Below are 17,351 nucleotides of genomic sequence, written 5' to 3'. Positions count from 1 at the left end.
AGGGTGCAGTGGCGGAATAGATCGGCCGCCTGCGCAGGTTGGCAACCGGTGACAGCACAATGATCCCCACCAGGAAGCCTGACACCGCCCCATGAGCACACCATCAATCGCAGACCTCCTCGCCCGCGCGGACGCAGACGGCCACGACCATTCGGCAACCGAAAAAGCCACCGGCCTCCTGCACATCCATAACCACGCCAAGGGCAGCATCATCTGGTTTCCCACGTGGAAGAAGTTCCGCGAGACAACCGACTGGACGGACAACGTCAGCGCCGTCGCGGCTGAGCTGGGGACCGCTTCCGCGCCCGCTGACCAGGCCGGCGCCGCGTTGATCGCCGCCGACCTGGAGGCGCTGGTGGACCAGGCTTCCCGATCAGCCGACGCCGCCGTCTTCGTACAGGAAAAACTCACCCGCCACCTGACCCGGACCTGGGCCGTTGGCGACGCCGTGGCCAAGGCCAACGGGAAGGACCTCTTCACCGGCGGCACCACCCCCTCCGTGTATGCCGGCTACCCCTACGACGTCTACGCCCAGGACGGCGGCGTGTTCGCCACCACGCTCTGGAACGACCTCATCGATGCCCGGCGCAACCGCGCCCTGGCGGAGGAGGCTGCCCGCAAGGCGCTCAAGCCCGTGTCCCGCAAAGCCATGAAGAACGCTGCCCGGAAGGCGGCACGCCGCTGACCCGGCCTCACCCGCAGCAACGCAAAACGGCGCCTTCCGGACAAAACTCCGGAAGGCGCCGTCGTGCGTGGAGAGCCTAGGCCAGGCGGGTCAGCCAGCCGTGTGTGTCCGGCTCGGCACCGGTCTGGATGCCCAGCAGCTTTGCGCGGATGGCCATGGTGGTTTCCCCGGCCTTGGCGTCCTCGGAGCCGATGAACTCGGTTTCATCCTTGAGCACCCCGATGGGGGTAATCACTGCCGCGGTGCCGCAGGCGAACACTTCGGCGATGTCGCCGGAGGCCACGCCGTCGCGCCATTCATCAAGGGTGATCTTGCGTTCGGCCACCTCGCGGCCCATGTCCTTGGCCACCTGGATGACGGACATGCGGGTGACGCCTTCCAGGATGGTTCCGGTCAGCGCGGGGGTTGCCAGCGAGCCGTCCTTCATGACGAAGAACACGTTCATGCCACCCAGCTCTTCCACGGCGTTGTCGTTGGCCTGGTCAAGGAACAGCACCTGCTTGCAGCCGTTGGCTTCAGCTTCCTGCTGCGCGATCAGGGAGGCAGCGTAGTTGCCGCCGCACTTGGCGTCGCCGGTGCCGCCGCGGCCGGCACGGGCGTACTGGCGCGAGATCCAGATGGACACCGGCTTGAGTTCGCCGCCGAAGTAGTTTCCGGCCGGCGAGGCGATCACGCGGAAGGACACCTCACGGGCTGCCCGGACACCCAGGAAAGCCTCGGTGGCGATCATGAAGGGCCGCAGGTACAGGGCTTCGCCGTCGCCGGAGGGCACCCATTCCTTGTCGGCGGCCACCAGCTCGCGGATGGCGCCGAGGAAGTATTCGGCGGGGAGTTCGGGCAGGGCCAGCCGGCGGGCCGACTTGTTCAGCCGCGCCGCGTTCGCCTCGGGCCGGAACGTCCAGACGGAGCCGTCAGAGTGCCGGTACGCCTTGAGTCCCTCGAAGATTTCCTGGCCGTAGTGGAAGACGGCGGCGGACGGGTCAAGGACGATCGGGCCGTAGGGCTCGATCCGGGCATCGTGCCAGCCGCCGTTGCCGTCCGCGTCAACGCTGTAGTCGACGACGGCGGTGTGGTCGGTGAAGTAGTTGCCGAATCCCGGGTTTGCCAGGATGGCTGCACGCTCTTCGGCGGACTTCGGGTTCTCCGAAGGCTGCCGGGTGAATTCGACGCCATGGGCGGTCTGAGTCATGGTTCCTCCACGATCGGCCGCCCCGTGGTTCAGCACTGAACAGCGAGGCGGCATTTGGTGATTCGAGTCAAGCTTACGCCCGATGCCGGGCCCGCCGGCGTGGGCTAGAGCCCGGCGGCGATGGCGTCGCCGACGGCGGTGGTGCTGCGGGGGGTACCGTCGCGCTTTTCGACGTCGGCCACCACGGCGGCTTCGATCCTGCGGGCGGCTTCGGCGAAGCCCAGGTGGTCCAGGAGGAGCGCGGCGGAGAGGATGGCAGCGGTGGGGTCTGCCTTGCCCTGGCCGGCGATGTCCGGCGCGGAACCGTGGACGGGCTCGAACATGGAGGGCGCGGTGCGGTCCATGTTGATGTTGCCCGATGCCGCCAGGCCGATGCCGCCGGTGACGGCGGCGGCGAGGTCGGTGAGGATGTCGCCGAACAGGTTGTCGGTGACGATCACGTCGAAGCGGGACGGGTCGGTGACCATGAAGATGGTGGCGGCGTCCACGTGCAGGTAGTCGTGCGTGACCCCCGGGAATTCCTGGGCGACAGCTTCAACCGTGCGCTTCCACAGGTGCCCGGCGAAGACCAGGACGTTGTGCTTGTGCACCAGCGTGACGTGCTTGCGTTCCCGGAGGCTGGCGCGGCGGAAGGCATCGCGGACCACGCGCTCCACGCCGTGCGCCGTGTTCAGGGACACTTCCGTGGCCACCTCGTGCGGGGTTCCCGCCCGCAGCGAACCGCCGTTGCCCACGTAGGGTCCCTCGGTTCCCTCGCGCACCACGATGAAGTCGATGGTGCCGGGGTTTGCCAGCGGGCTGCCGACGGTCCCGTAGAGCCGCGAGGGCCGCAGGTTGACGTAGTGGTCCAGGCTGAAGCGGAGCTTGAGGAGCAGCTCGCGCTCGATGATCCCGGACGGGATGCGGGTGTCGCCCGGGGCGGCACCGACAGCGCCGAAGAGAATCGCGTCGCGCGTTTTCAGGTCTGCCAGGACGTGGTCCGGCAGGGTTTCACCGGTGGCGAGCCAGTGCTCGGCTCCGAGCTCGTAATGAGTCGGCTTGAGCTGCACGCCCTCCGCGGCCACAGCCTTTTCGAGGACTTTGAGGGCCTCGGCAATGACTTCGGGGCCGATGCCGTCACCGGGAATAACTGCAAGATCGATGGAGGATGCGCTCATGTTTTCAGCGTAGCCAAAACATCCATATGCTGGTCAACCTATCCCAGAATGTGGACAAGAGCGCATCCTCGCGCTTGGGTATTGCCGTCCTATTCGGCCGGTTCCTCGAATTTGGGGAACACGGGAGCGGGAGCGGGCAGCGCCGTGCCGGGAACGATCGGTGTTGCGATCGCCGCGAACTGGCGGGCGGCCTCGGGCTGGCCCAGGGCGTCCAGGATCTTCGCCGTGGCGCCGGGCATGACCGGCTGGGCGAGGATGGCCACGATCCGCAGCACCTCCAGCGTCACGTACAGCACCGTGTTCATGCGCTCGACGTCGGTCTTCCGGAGCACCCAGGGCGCCTGCTCGGCGAAGTAGGCGTTGGTGTCCCCCAGCACCGCCCAGATGGCCTCCAGGGCGCGGCTGAATTCCTGCTTGTCAAAGGCGGCACGTGCGGTGTCCAGCAGGCCGTTGGCCTGGGCCAGGATGGCGTTGTCGGCGTCCGTGAACCCGCCGGGCGCGGGTACCGCGGCGCCGCAGTTCTTGGCCACCATGGACAGGGAGCGCTGGGCGAGGTTGCCGAAGTTGTTCGCCAGGTCCGAATTCATCCGGCCCACGATCGCCTCGTGGTTGTAACTGCCGTCCGCCCCGAACGGGACCTCGCGCAGGAAGAAGAAGCGCACCTGGTCCAGGCCGTAACGGGCCACGAAATCGGCGGGAGCCACCACGTTGCCCAGGGACTTGGACATCTTGACCCCGTTGTTGTTCAGGAATCCGTGGATCATGACGCGCTTTGGCAGCTCCAGCCCGGCACTCATCAGGAACGCGGGCCAGTAGATCGCGTGGAACCGGGAGATGTCCTTGCCGATGATGTGCACGTCGGCAGGCCAGTACTTCCGGAACTTCTCCGATTCGACATCCGGGTAGCCAACGCCGGTGAGGTAGTTGGTCAGCGCATCCACCCACACGTACATGACGTGGTTGTCGTTGCCCGGGACGGGGACACCCCAGTCGAACGTGGTCCGGCTGATGGACAGGTCCTCCAGGCCGCGCTTGACGAAGCTGATGACCTCATTGAACCGGTACTGCGGGGCGCCGAATTCCGGGTGGGATTCGTAGAGGGCCAGCAGTTTGTCCTGGTAGGCGGACAGCCGGAAGAAGTAGCTCTCCTCCGCGGTCCACGTCACCTCGGTGTCCGTCTCTTTCGAGTAGCGCACGCCGTCGTCCTTCAGCACCGTCTCATCCTCGGCGTAGAAGGCCTCGTCCCGGACGGAGTACCAGCCCTCGTACTTGTCGAGGTAGATGTCGCCGTTGGCTTCCATCTTCTTCCAGATGGCCTGGGACGCAGCGTAGTGGTCCTCGTCCGTAGTCCGGATGAACCGGTCGTAGCTGACGCCCAGGGCAGCGTGCGCCGCCTTGTAGATCTCGGCGTTCCGGTTCACCAGCTCCTTGGGCGTGATCCCTTCCTTCTCCGCCGTCTGGGCAATTTTCATGCCGTGCTCGTCAGTGCCGGTCAGGAACATCACGTCATAGCCGTCCAGCCGCTTGAAGCGCGCCATGGCGTCGGTGGCTATGTACTCGTAGGCGTGGCCGATGTGCGGCACGCCATTGGGGTAGGTGATGGCCGTGGTGATGTAAAACGGCGTTTTCTCTGAAGCAGTCACGGTGCGGACGGTTACCTTCGGTGCGGTGGAGTGGGCTAGATCAGTTCTGTCAGGGTATCGCTCAGGCGGACCAGCTCGTGGTCGTGCGAGGCCACCAGGACGGCGATGCCGTCCGAAGTGGTGTCCTTCAGGATGCTGATGATGCGGTTGGCGGAGGCACGGTCCAATGAGGCGGTGGGCTCATCCACCACCAGCACCCTGGTGCCCAGGATCAGTGCGCGGGCGATCGCCACACGCTGGCGTTCGCCGCCGGACAGCTGCGCGGGACGGTGCCTCATGCGCCGGCCCAGGCCCACCAGGTCCAGCAGGTCCTTGGCCATGTCGCGCCGCTGGTCCACCTCGCCGTCCGGGACGGCCGGCAGGAGGACGTTTTCGAGGGCGCTCATGCCGTCAATCAGGGCACCGCCCTGGTCCACGTACCCGATCAGGGCACGGCGGCGGTCTGCGATTTCGTCGTCGCCCATGCTTTCGAGCGAATCGCCTTCCCAGAAAACCCGGCCCGACGTCGGGAGGGTGAGTCCGGCGCCGACGGTCAGGATGCTGGTCTTGCCCGAGCCGCTTCGGCCGGCGACGCAGTGCATCTCCCCCGCGTGCAGGGTCAGGTCGAAACCCTCCACCACGCTGACTGCCTCGGCGCCGCCCTTTCCGCCGCCGTACCGGATGGTGATGTCGCGCATCTCCAGCGGGGTGGCGTGATCGGCAGACTTGACGATGGTGTTGGCCCGGGTCTGCAGGGGGACCTCAGTGGAGCCGCTCCGGCGGCTGCGCTGGACATTCGTCGGGTTTGTCATTGGACCACTTTCGTTGCAATCGGTATCCAGCAAAGTACAGCCACCAGCCCGGCCACGGCGGCCCAGATGGCCGCGTAGGGTGCCAGCAGCAGGCCGATGCCCAGGGCGCCCAGCACGCCCAGGGGCAGGGCCACGGTTCCCACCAGTGCGTTTTCGAACAAGCGCACCTGGCGGAGCATGTCGGGGTTCCAGCCCATGGCCTCGAGGATGCCCAGGTACTGGCGCTTGGCGTTGAGTTCGAAGCGGCCGGTCACCAGGGTGAGCACCAGCCCCACAGCCACGCCGGCCACGGCCAGCAGGATGCTTGGCAGCGTGACGCTCGCGGCAGCCAGGCCGCTGAGGGCGCTGGCGCCTGCGGCCCGGGGAATGTCGATCAGCAGGGCGATCAGGCCGCCGACAGCGGCGCCGAAGACACCCACCGCCACGGCGAGGGACAGCGTGTTGAACTTGTTGGTGCCCAGCTGCCGGTTGGCGAAGGTCAGCGGTGAATCGACCGGGATGAGCCGCTCGTCATGCTGCGGTTCCTGGTCGATGACGTCGCGGTGGCGGAGCTGCTGCGCGGCGAACAGGGCCGCACCGCAGTAGAGGACCACGACGGCGGCGCACACCAGGGCGGTGGGCAGGCTCCAGCTCAACAGGCTCAGCACGATCCCGGCGGCGGCGAGCAGCACGGCGCCGACACCGAACTCCTCGAGGACCCAAGTGCGGATCCGCCGCTGCGTCCAGCCCATGGCACGGAGTGTTCCGGCCTCGCTGCGGCGTTTCCGGATGTAGCTGACGGTTGACGCCCCGGTGAGCAGGGCCGCACCGCAGAGGGTGAGGAACAGCAGGGTGACGTTGGTGCCGGACAGGGAACCGGCCACGGCGTCGGCGGCATTCTGCCGGACCCAGGACTGCTGGACGGTTCCCAGCGGGGACTCCTTGCCCGCTCCGTCCTTGGAGTAGCCGGGCACGGCGATGCTGGTGTCCTCGCGGGCCGAGCCCGCCACGATGGTGGCGTCCAGGCCCATGTCCCGGATTTCGGCGGCGAGCTTCTCCACCTCGGGCTGGGCTTCCTTCCAGCTGCCCGGAGCCTTGGCGCGGACGCGGACGGCGTCGATCACTGCGGCGTTCTGCTTGTAGCCGCGGGCTGCGGCCAGGCCGTAGTAGTCGGTGATCGCACCGGCGGACTGACTGGCCAGGCCGGTGGCACTCAGGGACGGCTTCAGCTCCGCAGCGGGGACGTCCTTGCCTGCGGCGTCCTTGACCAGGGTGAACGGGGTGGGGTCGTAGCCACCCAGCGGCAGCTTGTTGACGTCACCGGAGGCGGCGGCCACGGCAGCGGGGTCGAACGTGCCGTAAACCATGGGCAGCGGCTGCGCCGGCTGCTGCTGGCCGGTGGACAGGTTGTCCCGGTATGAGCGCTCGTCCACAGGGTCCCGCTGGGTCTGGTCCACGGGGGCACCGTTGGCGGCCTTGTCCGGCAACCGGTTTACGGTCACCCAGTCTCCCGGAACTGCGGTCTTGTCCACGGCGCCGTTGGATGCGGTGTCACCGTCGGTGTACTTGGGGGCGCCGGCGAAGTTGGTGCTCCACTTGGCGGGCGTGTACAGGCCCTGGTTGAAGTTGCCGTTGTTGCCCAGCAGGGACGAGTGGTCGGTGGAACCGGGCCAGGACAGCACGAAAGGGTCTTTGGAAACGAACGGCAGGTAATCCTTGCCCAGCGACTTGGACACGGTGCCGACGTCCTTGACGACCTTGCCGGCGTCGTCGATTTCCTCGATCTTGACGTTGTACTTCAGGTCCAGCGAGGTGCCCGAACGGACGATCAGGGGAACGGCCTGGGAGCCGCTGGTGAGCTGGCCTGTGCGCTTGGCCTGCTGGTACTGGGTCATCAGGGGGGCCCAGTACTTGAGCTTCACGCCCAGGAAGTCCGGTCCTTCCTTGAGCTGGTCCATGCTGATGCCACTGGTGAAGAGGCCTTCCAGGTACCTTCCCACGGCACCGGCGTCACGGGCGTCTGCGGGGGGCGCCTTTTCCAGCGGGGCCAGGAAGTCGCCTGCGGAGCCCAGCAGGGCCCGTTCGGCCGCAGGGTCCACTGCCACCACGGATTCGGTGACCTCGGGGGCGAGCGGCAGCGCTACGGAGAGGTTGAACAGGTTGTGCTCGGAACCGCCGGCGGGGCTGGGGAACTTGATGCCGGTCTCCCCTGCCGGCGCGGCGATGCGGATGCTGCTGCCGCCCGGGGCCTTCTCTTCGACGAGGCGGGCCTTGCCCAGGGTTCCTTCGGCGGTGGTCTTGAAGAGGGTTTGCTCGGAGTTGCCGTCGGAGCTCACGGCGCTGGCGGTCAGACGGTACTTCTTGGCTGTGTCGCTGAGGACTGATTCGGCCGCGGGCCACTGGTTCGGGGCGGTGGCCCCGGCGGCCTGGTCGGCCGTGGCGGTACCGGCGAGCCCGGCGTTGTAGCCGAGGTAGTCCATGGCGTCGAGCCGGGGCGTCTCCAGGTTCTGGGTTACCCGTGAGACAAGGCTGATGGGTGCGGCCACGGACGTGCCGGAGAGTTTCCGGATGGAGTCCAGCTGGTCGAATCCGATGCCGCCGGCACCATTGGCGATCTCCGGCTGGAGGAGCGCTCCGGACGGCGCCTTGGCCTGGACCAGGATGTCGTAGAGCCCCCTGGAATTTTCGTCGATTGTCCGGTTGAGCGCGGCCTGTGACTGGCTTTGGACGACGACCGACAAGCACATGGCTGCGATCAAGATGGCCGCGGTCAACAGCAGCACCCTGCTTCTGATGAACCTCTGGACGGCGTTCATGGAACTCCCTGAAACCTGGATTGCGTGCGCGCACTTCCAGCCGCCCGGGGCAGACGTGGGCAATGGCGGACGGATGTGCAAAAGGTATTGGCCGGCCTGCCGGCTACGGTCCTGAATCAGGACCAAGCCATTTTAAGCAGACCGGCCAATCATACGTGGCTCCGCCGGGGCGTGCCCGCGCGGAGGAGCGGCTTCGGCGTTTCGGCCGGTGTGTCGCGTTAGTCTTCCAGGTCCACTTCCCGGACCATTTCAGCGCCGATGCCGGCCTTGATGGCGTCCAGCACCTGCTGCGGAACGGAACTGTCGATGGTCAGCAGGGCCAGGACCTGGCCGCCCTCGTTGGAGCGGGCAACCTGCATGCCGGCGATGTTGATGTTGTTCATGCCCAGGATGTGGCCAATGGTGCCAATGACGCCGGGACGGTCGGTGTAGGCCACCACCACCAGATGCTCGCTGATGGGGATCTCAACTTCGAAGCCGTTGATGCCCACCAGCTTCTCCACCTGCTTGGGACCGGTCAGGGTGCCGGCCACGGAGATCTGGGCGCCGTCGCTGAGGGCGCCGCGCAGCGTCAGGACGTTGCGGTACGACTCGGTGTCGGGGGTGGTGATCAGGCGGACGTTGATGCCGCGCTGCTCGGCGATGACGGGTGCGTTGACGTAGGACACCTGCTCGGTCACGACGTCGGCGAAGATGCCCTTCAGTGCGGCAAGTTCAAGCACCTTGACATCGAGGGTGGAGATTTCGCCGGCCACCTCGACGTCGAACTGGGTCAGGGAGGCGTGGGTCAGCGCGGTGAAGATGCGGCCCAGCTTTTCGATCAGCGGGATGCCCGGGCGGACGTCGGGTGCGATGACGCCGCCGGCAACATTGACGGCGTCCGGCACCAGTTCGCCGGCGAGGGCCAGGCGAACGGACTTGGCCACGGAGACGCCGGCCTTTTCCTGTGCTTCGTCGGTCGAGGCGCCCAGGTGCGGGGTCACCACCACGTTGTCCAGCTTGAAGAACGGCAGGTCGGTGCTGGGTTCCTTGGCGAAGACGTCGACGCCGGCGCCGGCGATCTCGCCGTCCTGCAGGGCCGTGAAGAGGGCTTCCTCGTCCACGAGGCCGCCGCGGGCCACGTTGACCACGTAGGCGGTGCTCTTCATCTTCTTGAAGGCGTCAGCGCCGAGCATGCCCACGGTCTCGGGCGTCTTGGGCATGTGGATGGTGATGAAGTCGGACTGGGCAAGGAGCTCATCCAGGGTGACCAGCTGCACGCCAAGCTGCGCCGCGCGGGCGGAGGTGATGTAGGGGTCGTAGGCCAGGATCTTGGTGTCGAAGCCCTTGAGGCGGGCTGCCACGAGCGCGCCGATCCGGCCGAGGCCGATGATGCCGATCTTCTTTTCGAACAGTTCGATGCCGGTGTACTTGGAGCGCTTCCACTCGCCGTCCTTGAGGGCGGCGCTGGCCTGCGGGATGTGGCGGGCCAGGCTGAGGATGTGGCCCACGGTCAGTTCGGCGGCCGAAACGATGTTGGACGTGGGAGCGTTGACCACCATGACGCCGGCCTGGGTGGCGGCCTTGATGTCGACGTTGTCCAGTCCCACGCCGGCGCGGGCGATGACCTTCAGGTTCTTGGCCGCGGCAATGGCTTCGGCGTCCACCTGGGTGGCGGAGCGGACCAGGATGGCATCTACGTCACTGATCGCCGAGAGCAGCTGGGAACGGTCTGCGCCGTCGGTCTGGCGGATTTCAAAGTCCGGGCCGAGGGCCTCGACGGTGGCGGGGGAAAGTTCTTCGGCGAGCAGTACTACGGGTTTTGACACGGCTGATCCTCTGCGTTGCAGTCCTGGGGATGGAAACAAGTCTAGGCCGACGGAAAGGCCGGGCTCACATTGTTAAGTGTGAACCCGGCCTCACCATTGCGGTCTATGTGGTTGGGCTGGCAGCCTTAGCGGGCTGCGGAGCCTTCCACGTAGTCCACGTCCTGCTGCTGCCAGGAGAACAGGGAACGCAGTTCGCGGCCAACGGCCTCGATGGGGTGCTGCTCGGCCTTGGCGCGCAGTTCCTTGAACTCGACGCCGCCGTTGTCCTGGTCTTCGATGAAGCGCTTGGCGAAGGCACCGGACTGGATGTCGGCCAGGACGGCCTTCATGTTTTCCTTCACCTCGGGGGTGATGACGCGCGGGCCGGAGACGTAGTCGCCGTACTCTGCGGTGTCGGAGACGCTCCAGCGCTGCTTGGCGATGCCGCCTTCCCACATGAGGTCAACGATGAGCTTGAGCTCGTGGAGCACCTCGAAGTAGGCGATCTGCGGCTGGTAGCCGGCTTCGGTGAGGGTTTCGAAGCCGTACTGGATCAGCTGGGACACGCCGCCGCAGAGGACGGACTGCTCGCCGAAGAGGTCCGTCTCGGTCTCTTCGGTGAAGGTGGTCTTGATAACGCCGGCGCGGGTGCCCCCGATGGCCTTGGCGTAGGACTTTGCCAGTTCCCAGGCGGAACCGGAAGCGTCCTGCTCGACAGCAATGATGTCCGGGATGCCGCGGCCGGCTTCGAACTCGCGGCGGACGGTGTGGCCCGGGGCCTTCGGGGCGATCAGGATGACGTCAACGCCCTCCGGAGCCTGGATGTAGCCGAAGCGGATGTTGAAGCCGTGGGCGAAGGCCAGGGCCTTGCCGGGGGTCAGCTTGTCCTTGATGGAGTCGTTGTAGATCGCGCGCTGGTGCTGGTCCGGCGCCAGGATCATGATGACGTCGGCCCATTCGGCGGCGTCGGCAACGTTCTTGACCGTGAAGCCGGCGTCCTCGGCCTTGGCGATCGACTTGGAGCCTTCCTTCAGGGCGATGACAACCTCGACGCCTGAATCGCGCAGGTTCAGCGCGTGGGCGTGGCCCTGCGAGCCGTAGCCCACAATGGCAACCTTGCGGCCCTGGATGATGGAAAGGTCGGCGTCGTCGTCGTAGAACATTTCAGTCACTTGCGTAACTCCTCTTGAGTGGTTGTAGATAGTGGTCTTGCGGTGCTGCGGTTACGGGCGCCAGGTCCCGCCAGGGCTGGTGCCTAGGCGGAACGGAGGGCCCGGTCACTCATGGAGCGGGATCCCCGTCCAACGGCCAGGGTGCCGGACTGCACGATTTCGCGGATACCGAAGGGCTCCAGCACTGAAAGCAGGGCTGTGAGCTTTTCCGGGTGGCCGGTGGCCTCAATGACGACCGAGTCGGTGGACACGTCCACCACTGAGGCGCGGAACAGGTCTGCGGCCTGGGTTACCTGCAGGCGTGTTGCGGCATCCGCCCGTACCTTGACCAGGATGTGGTCGCGCTGTACGGAAGTTTCTGGGGTGAGCTCAACGATCTTGATGACGTTCACCAGCTTGTTGAGCTGCTTGGTGACCTGTTCGATGAGGTCGCCGTCGGCGTCGACCACCACCGTCATGCGGGACACGCCCGGCACTTCGGTGGGGCCCACGGCCAGGGAGTTGATGTTGAAGGCGCGGCGGGCGAACAGGCTCGCCACGCGGGTCAGGACGCCGGGCTTGTCCTCAACCAGGACGGAAAGTGTGTGGCGGCTCATGCTCAGTCTTCCTCTTCCCATTCCGGGGTCATGTTTCGGGCGACCTGGATCTGGTCGTTGCTCACTCCGGAGGGCACCATCGGCCACACCATGGAGTTGGGGCTGACGACGAAGTCGATCACCACGGGGCGGTCGTTGATCTCAAGTGCCTTCTGGATGGTGGCGTCGATGTCCTCGTCGCGTTCGCAGCGGAACGAGGCGCAGCCGTACGCCTCACCCAGCTTGACGAAGTCCGGGATGCGGACGGTGTCGTGGCCGGTGTTGAGGTCGGTGTTGGAGTAGCGGCCTTCGTAGAAGAGGGTCTGCCACTGCCGCACCATGCCCAGCGAGGAGTTGTTGATGACGGCAACCTTGATGGGAATCTTGTTGATCGCGCAGGTGGCCAACTCCTGGTTGGTCATCTGGAAGCAGCCGTCGCCGTCGATGGCCCAGACCACACGGTCCGGCTCGCCCACCTTGGCACCCATGGCCGCGGGAACGGCGTAGCCCATGGTGCCGGCGCCGCCGGAGTTCAGCCAGGCGTGCGGGCGCTCGTACTTGATGAACTGGGCGGCCCACATCTGGTGCTGGCCAACGCCCGCCACGAACACGCCTTCGGGGCCGGTCAGCTGGCCGATCCGTTCAATGACCTTTTGCGGGGCGATGAGGCCGTCGTCCGGTTCAGTCCAGCCCAGCGGGTAGGTTTCCTTGAGGTTGTTCAGGAAGGACCACCAGGTGGTCAGGTCCGGCGTGCCGGACGCTTCGAACTGGCTGCGGACGGCCTCTGTCAGCTCCGGGATGATCTCCTTGACCGAGCCGACGATGGGGACATCGGCGGTGCGGTTCTTGGAGATCTCCGCGGGGTCGATGTCCGCGTGGATGACCTTGGCATGGGGCGCGAAGGTGCGCAGCACACCGGTGACGCGGTCATCGAAACGGGCGCCGAGGGTGATCAGGAGGTCCGACTGCTGCAGTGCCGTGACGGCCGAAACACTGCCGTGCATGCCGGGCATGCCCACATGCTGCGGGTGGGAATCCGGGAACGCGCCCTTTGCCATCAGCGTGGTCACCACGGGCGCACCCGTGGCCTCGGCGAGGGCGAGCAGTTCCGCGGAGGCGTGCGCCTTGACCACGCCGCCACCGACATACAGGACCGGCTTGGAGGCAGCGGCGATGAGTTTTGCCGCCTCGCGCACCTGCTTGTTGTGGCCGCGGGTGACCGGACGGTAGCCGGGCAGGTCGATCCGCGGCGGCCAGGAGAACGTCATCTGCCCCACCTGGGCGTCCTTGGCAACGTCCACCAGGACGGGGCCGGGACGGCCGGTGGAGGCCAGGTGGAACGCCTCCGCCATGACGTGCGGGATGTCGTTGGGGTCGGTCACCAGGAACGAGTGCTTGGTGATGGGCATGGTGATGCCAACGATGTCGGCTTCCTGGAACGCATCGGTGCCAATGACGCCGCTGGCGACCTGGCCGGTGATGGCCACCAGGGGCACGGAGTCCATGTGGGCATCCATGATGGCGGTAACGAGGTTGGTGGCGCCGGGGCCCGAGGTGGCGATGCAAACGCCAACCCGCCCGGTAACCATGGCGTAGCCTTGCGCGGCGTGGCCGGCTCCCTGTTCGTGACGGACCAGCACGTGGTTCATGGTGGAGGCCATCAAGGGGTCGTAGGTGGGCAGGATCGCGCCACCGGGCAAACCGAAAATGTCGTCGACGCCGAGTTCTTCGAGCGAACGGACGATTGCTTGCGAGCCGGTCATCACCGTCGGGGGTACGACGTTGTTCGGCCCAAGGACAGGAGAGACGGCGGCAAGGTCGGCGACGACGGCGGCATGGTCAGCCGTCCGGTCGGCGCGTTCCGGAGCTTTGGCGGCTCCAGCGGACTTGGTGGCCATCAGCGAGGGGCTGATGGGCGATCCTTTGCTCATCGGACTCTTCCTTGTGGATCTTCTCTGGTGTTGGAACTTGACTGGAAAGGCGGGAAATAAAAAAACCCCTCAGCCGGGTGGCTCTGTGAGGGGTTCGCGCGTGACGGTTCGTTACCAGTCGAGGCTAATGTGCCACGCGCTTGGTAAGGACGACGACGGTGCCGGCGGTAACGAAAGTCATGCGTTCAGTTTTCCCTCTTGGCAAGACAGGTGTCAACGAGCAACAACCCTATCTCACCATGTGGACTACGCTGTCCACTCTTTGATCCTATCTCGGCAGCGGGATGATCCGCCCCCGGCCGCCCGGCGCGAGCGTCGTCCGACCGGGGCCCCTCGGATCAGCCCTTATTAAGCCCTGCCGCCTACATTGGGCAGTTTCTCCGCGGGAGGCACTGAGGAACTCACATCAGCCGGTCCATGCACCCTGGCTGGCGCTGTGGACGAGCTTGGCGTACTTGGCGAGCACTCCCTTGGTGTAGCGGGCCGGAAGCGGCTGCCAGCCCACCTTGCGGGCGGCCAGCTCGGCGTCGTCAACGAGCAGGTCGAAGGTGCGCGCGGCTATGTCCACCCTGATCCGGTCGCCGTCCTCGACGAAGGCGATCGGGCCGCCGTCGACCGCTTCCGGCGCCACGTGGCCAATGCAGAGGCCGGTGGTTCCGCCGGAGAAGCGGCCGTCCGTCAGCAGCAGGACGTCCTTGCCCAGGCCGGCACCCTTGATGGCGCCGGTGATGGCGAGCATCTCGCGCATGCCCGGGCCGCCCTTGGGGCCCTCGTACCGGATGACGACGACGTCGCCGGCCTTGATCCCGCCCTTGTCCAGCGCGTCCAGGGCGCCCTGCTCGCGTTCGAACACGCGGGCGGTGCCCTCGAAGACGTCGGCGTCGAAGCCGGCGCTCTTGACGACGGCGCCTTCCGGAGCCATCGAGCCGTGCAGGATGGTGATGCCGCCGGTCTTGTGGATCGGGTTGTCCAGGGCGCGGAGGATCTTGCCGTCGACGTCGGGCGGGTTGATGGCTTCCAGGTTTTCCGCCACGGTCTTGCCGGTCACGGTGAGGCAGTCGCCGTGCAGCAGGCCGGCGTCGAGCAGTGCCTTCATGATCACCGGCACGCCGCCAATCTTGTCGACGTCGGTCATGACGTAGCGGCCGAAGGGCTTGAGGTCGCCCAGGTGCGGAATCTTGTCGCCAATGCGGTTGAAGTCGTCGAGGGTCAGTTCCACCTCGGCTTCGCGGGCGATGGCCAGCAGGTGCAGGACGGCATTGGTGGAGCCGCCGAAGGCCATGGTGACGGCGATGGCGTTCTCGAAGGCCTTCTTGGTCATGATGTCGCGCGCGGTGATGCCCAGGCGCAGCAGGTTCACCACGGCCTCGCCGGACTTGCGGGCAAATTCATCACGACGGCGGTCGGCCGAAGGCGGGGCGGCGGAGCCCGGGAGGGACATGCCCAGCGCCTCGCCGATGCACGCCATGGTGTTGGCCGTGTACATTCCGCCGCAGGCGCCCTCGCCGGGGCAGATGGCCTTTTCGATGCGGGTGAGGTCTTCCATGCTCATCTTGCCGGCGGCGCAGGCACCCACCGCTTCGAAGGCGTCGATCAGGGTGACTTCCTTTTCGGAGCCGTCCTCGAGCTTCACCCAGCCGGGCATGATGGAGCCTGCGTAAAGGAAGACGCTGGCCAGGTCCAGGCGCGCGGCCGCCATGAGCATGCCGGGCAGGGATTTATCGCAGCCGGCCAGCAGGACCGAACCGTCGATCCGCTCCGCCTGCATGACGGTCTCAACGGAGTCGGCGATTACTTCGCGGGAGACCAGGGAGAAATGCATGCCCTCATGACCCATGGAAATGCCGTCCGAGACCGAGATGGTGCCGAACTGCATGGGGAACCCGCCACCTGCATGGACGCCTTCCTTGGCACCCTGCGCGAGGCGGTTCAGGGACAGGTTGCACGGTGTGATCTCGTTCCACGAGCTCGCCACGCCAATCTGCGGCTTGGCGAAATCGTCGTCCCCCATGCCGACAGCCCGGAACATGCCGCGTGCGGGCGCCGCATGGATTCCATCGGTGACCACGCGGCTGCGGGGCTTGATGTCCGGCGTGTTCTCGGTTGCGGTCTGGGCATCGCTCATAGGGGAAAGTCTAGGGCTCGCACCGTGGCCGGAGTACCGCCAACCGGGGTTCCCGTTGAAATACAGGCAAATATCCGCCAAATAGTGGACTGCCATCTCACATAATGAGATGGCGGAGGTGCCGGGCGCCTCGTTCACCGCGCCGCGCCGGCGGCGTTGATGCCAGTCCCCGGCCTGTGGCGTCTCTGGACAGCAATGGCCTCCCGACGTAGCGTCGGGGACAGGACACCCCCGCTCGGATCGAGAGGCCCGCCATGGACATTCTTTTCTGGATCATTCTCATCGTCGTTGTCGTGGCAGTCGTTTGGTGGCTGCTGAACCGCAACAAGTCGGCCGGCGCGCCGGGACCATCCGGCACGAGATCGGACGGCGCCCTGGAGGGAGGCAGCGCCGCGGCTTCTGCGGAGGCCGCCGCGACCACCGGGATGCCCACGGCAGCGGGCTTCGGCCGGGCCGCCGAACCTCCAGTGCCGGCAACGGCTGAGGAACCGGTGGATTCGTCGGCATCGCCGCGGACCGCGACACCTCCGGCCGACGAAGCAGCGGACACCCCGGACCAGGACCCTTCCGGCACGGATGCCGGCACTGCCCCATCCGGCGCCGACGGTGACCGCGAGGAACGCAGGCTGCAGGATGAGGCAGAGTGGGAGACCCAATGGTCGGAGGCCGGGCCGTCCGGGTCACGGCCCGCACCGGCAGCGGCCGCCGATGGCCCGGGGATTGGTTCAGCGTCCCACGCAACCCCGGCCACGGCGGGTGCCGCAGCGGGGGAAGCTGCCACCGCACAGCAGGAACGCGGGGAGGACGACTCCCCCGCACCTGACCAGCCTGCTCCGCCTGCCCAGCCTGTCCATCACGACGAATACACGGGACCCCACGCTCCGACGCTGCCCGGCGCCGAAACCGCCGCCGTGGAGGACGCGGCTGCGGCCGAAACCGTGGACCGCACCGAACTCTCCGGTCTCCTGGAGGACGAGGCAGGCCACCACGGGGCCGCTGCCCCGTTGCACAGCGATGAGCGGGGAGAGCCGGCCGGGCACCTCGCGGCAGGGGAACCCTACGGGGCAGGCTCGGCGTCGGCAGCCGCTGACGGAAGCGGCCCGGCGGACTACAGCGTCAAAGGGGACGCCACCGCGATGGTCTACTACGAAGAAGGACATCCGGAGTATGAGCTGGCCCGGGCGGAAGTCTGGTTTGAGTCTGCAGCCCACGCCGAGGCCGCCGGCTTCCGTGCTCCGCGCCGCAAACGCCTCTAGCCGTACGACGCCACCGCACGGTACTGCGCCCGCAAAGTCCCGGGCATGGTGCCTGCCAGCAAAAGAGGCCGCCATAAAACCGGGGCAAGCAAACCTGTGGTCTAACTCACAGGGGCGCAGGAGCGCATCAGGGAGGTGATCCGCACCCCGGAAGGCGGATTATGGCCGCTGACCACCAACGAAAACCCTGATTTTGTGCCGGTTTTAGGGCCCCGGCGCGGATGGGGACCCCTTGCCGGGCGCCG

General features: G+C 66.6%; 12 protein-coding genes. 2 read left to right on the top strand and 10 right to left on the bottom strand.

The genetic code is table 11. The features are described 5' to 3' along the window. Window positions 1-91 precede the first annotated feature (91 nt). Window positions 92-685, top strand: a complete 594-nt coding sequence (locus QRN53_RS10510; protein WP_285243958.1) for a hypothetical protein — start codon at window positions 92-94, stop codon at window positions 683-685. Window positions 686-761: 76 nt separating this feature from the next. Here the strand turns inward: QRN53_RS10510 and QRN53_RS10505 are convergent, their stop codons facing one another. The 10 genes from QRN53_RS10505 to ilvD all read right to left on the bottom strand — a co-directional run bounded on the left by QRN53_RS10505 (window position 762) and on the right by ilvD (window position 15,850). Further along, a complete protein-coding gene (locus tag QRN53_RS10505; protein ID WP_285243957.1) occupies window positions 762-1,874 on the bottom strand; it encodes a branched-chain amino acid aminotransferase in 1,113 nt (370 codons plus the stop codon). 104 nt (window positions 1,875-1,978) lie between these two features. Further along, window positions 1,979-3,031: a 3-isopropylmalate dehydrogenase gene (locus tag QRN53_RS10500; RefSeq protein ID WP_285243956.1), complete on the bottom strand. Its 1,053-nt coding sequence runs from the start codon at window positions 3,029-3,031 to the stop codon at window positions 1,979-1,981. Between the two features lie 89 nt (window positions 3,032-3,120). Then, window positions 3,121-4,674, bottom strand: coding sequence for a methionine--tRNA ligase (metG, locus tag QRN53_RS10495; RefSeq protein ID WP_285243955.1), 1,554 nt, complete (start codon window positions 4,672-4,674; stop codon window positions 3,121-3,123). A 35-nt stretch (window positions 4,675-4,709) separates the two neighbouring features. After that, window positions 4,710-5,465: an ABC transporter ATP-binding protein gene (locus QRN53_RS10490; protein WP_285243954.1), complete on the bottom strand. Its 756-nt coding sequence runs from the start codon at window positions 5,463-5,465 to the stop codon at window positions 4,710-4,712. After that, the gene (locus tag QRN53_RS10485) at window positions 5,462-8,260 is read right to left on the bottom strand and encodes an ABC transporter permease (protein ID WP_285243953.1); all 2,799 of its coding nucleotides are present in this window, start codon (window positions 8,258-8,260) and stop codon (window positions 5,462-5,464) included. The genes QRN53_RS10490 and QRN53_RS10485 overlap by 4 nt, the downstream gene beginning before the upstream one ends. Before the next feature lie 218 nt (window positions 8,261-8,478). After that, window positions 8,479-10,068, bottom strand: a complete 1,590-nt coding sequence (serA, locus tag QRN53_RS10480; RefSeq protein ID WP_285243952.1) for a phosphoglycerate dehydrogenase — start codon at window positions 10,066-10,068, stop codon at window positions 8,479-8,481. Between the two features lie 125 nt (window positions 10,069-10,193). Next, entirely contained in the window at window positions 10,194-11,219 is a 1,026-nt protein-coding gene (ilvC, locus tag QRN53_RS10475) for a ketol-acid reductoisomerase (protein WP_285243951.1), read from the bottom strand. 83 nt (window positions 11,220-11,302) lie between these two features. Next, complete coding sequence (ilvN, locus tag QRN53_RS10470; protein WP_018760055.1) at window positions 11,303-11,815, bottom strand: acetolactate synthase small subunit; 513 nt, start codon at window positions 11,813-11,815, stop codon at window positions 11,303-11,305. 2 nt (window positions 11,816-11,817) lie between these two features. Further along, window positions 11,818-13,725 (bottom strand): acetolactate synthase large subunit, encoded by a 1,908-nt coding sequence (locus QRN53_RS10465; protein ID WP_285243950.1) that lies wholly within the window; start codon window positions 13,723-13,725, stop codon window positions 11,818-11,820. A 406-nt stretch (window positions 13,726-14,131) separates the two neighbouring features. Next, window positions 14,132-15,850, bottom strand: a complete 1,719-nt coding sequence (ilvD, locus tag QRN53_RS10460) for a dihydroxy-acid dehydratase (RefSeq protein ID WP_285243949.1) — start codon at window positions 15,848-15,850, stop codon at window positions 14,132-14,134. Window positions 15,851-16,104: 254 nt separating this feature from the next. Here ilvD and QRN53_RS10455 point away from each other — a divergent pair, with 254 nt between their 5' ends. Beyond that, a complete protein-coding gene (locus QRN53_RS10455) occupies window positions 16,105-17,106 on the top strand; it encodes a sunset domain-containing protein (RefSeq protein ID WP_285243948.1) in 1,002 nt (333 codons plus the stop codon). Window positions 17,107-17,351 lie beyond the last annotated feature (245 nt).

This window comes from Pseudarthrobacter sp. fls2-241-R2A-127 (assembly GCF_030209355.1).
Lineage (GTDB): Bacteria > Actinomycetota > Actinomycetes > Actinomycetales > Micrococcaceae > Arthrobacter.
This window is presented reverse-complemented; position numbering and strand designations above follow the sequence as displayed.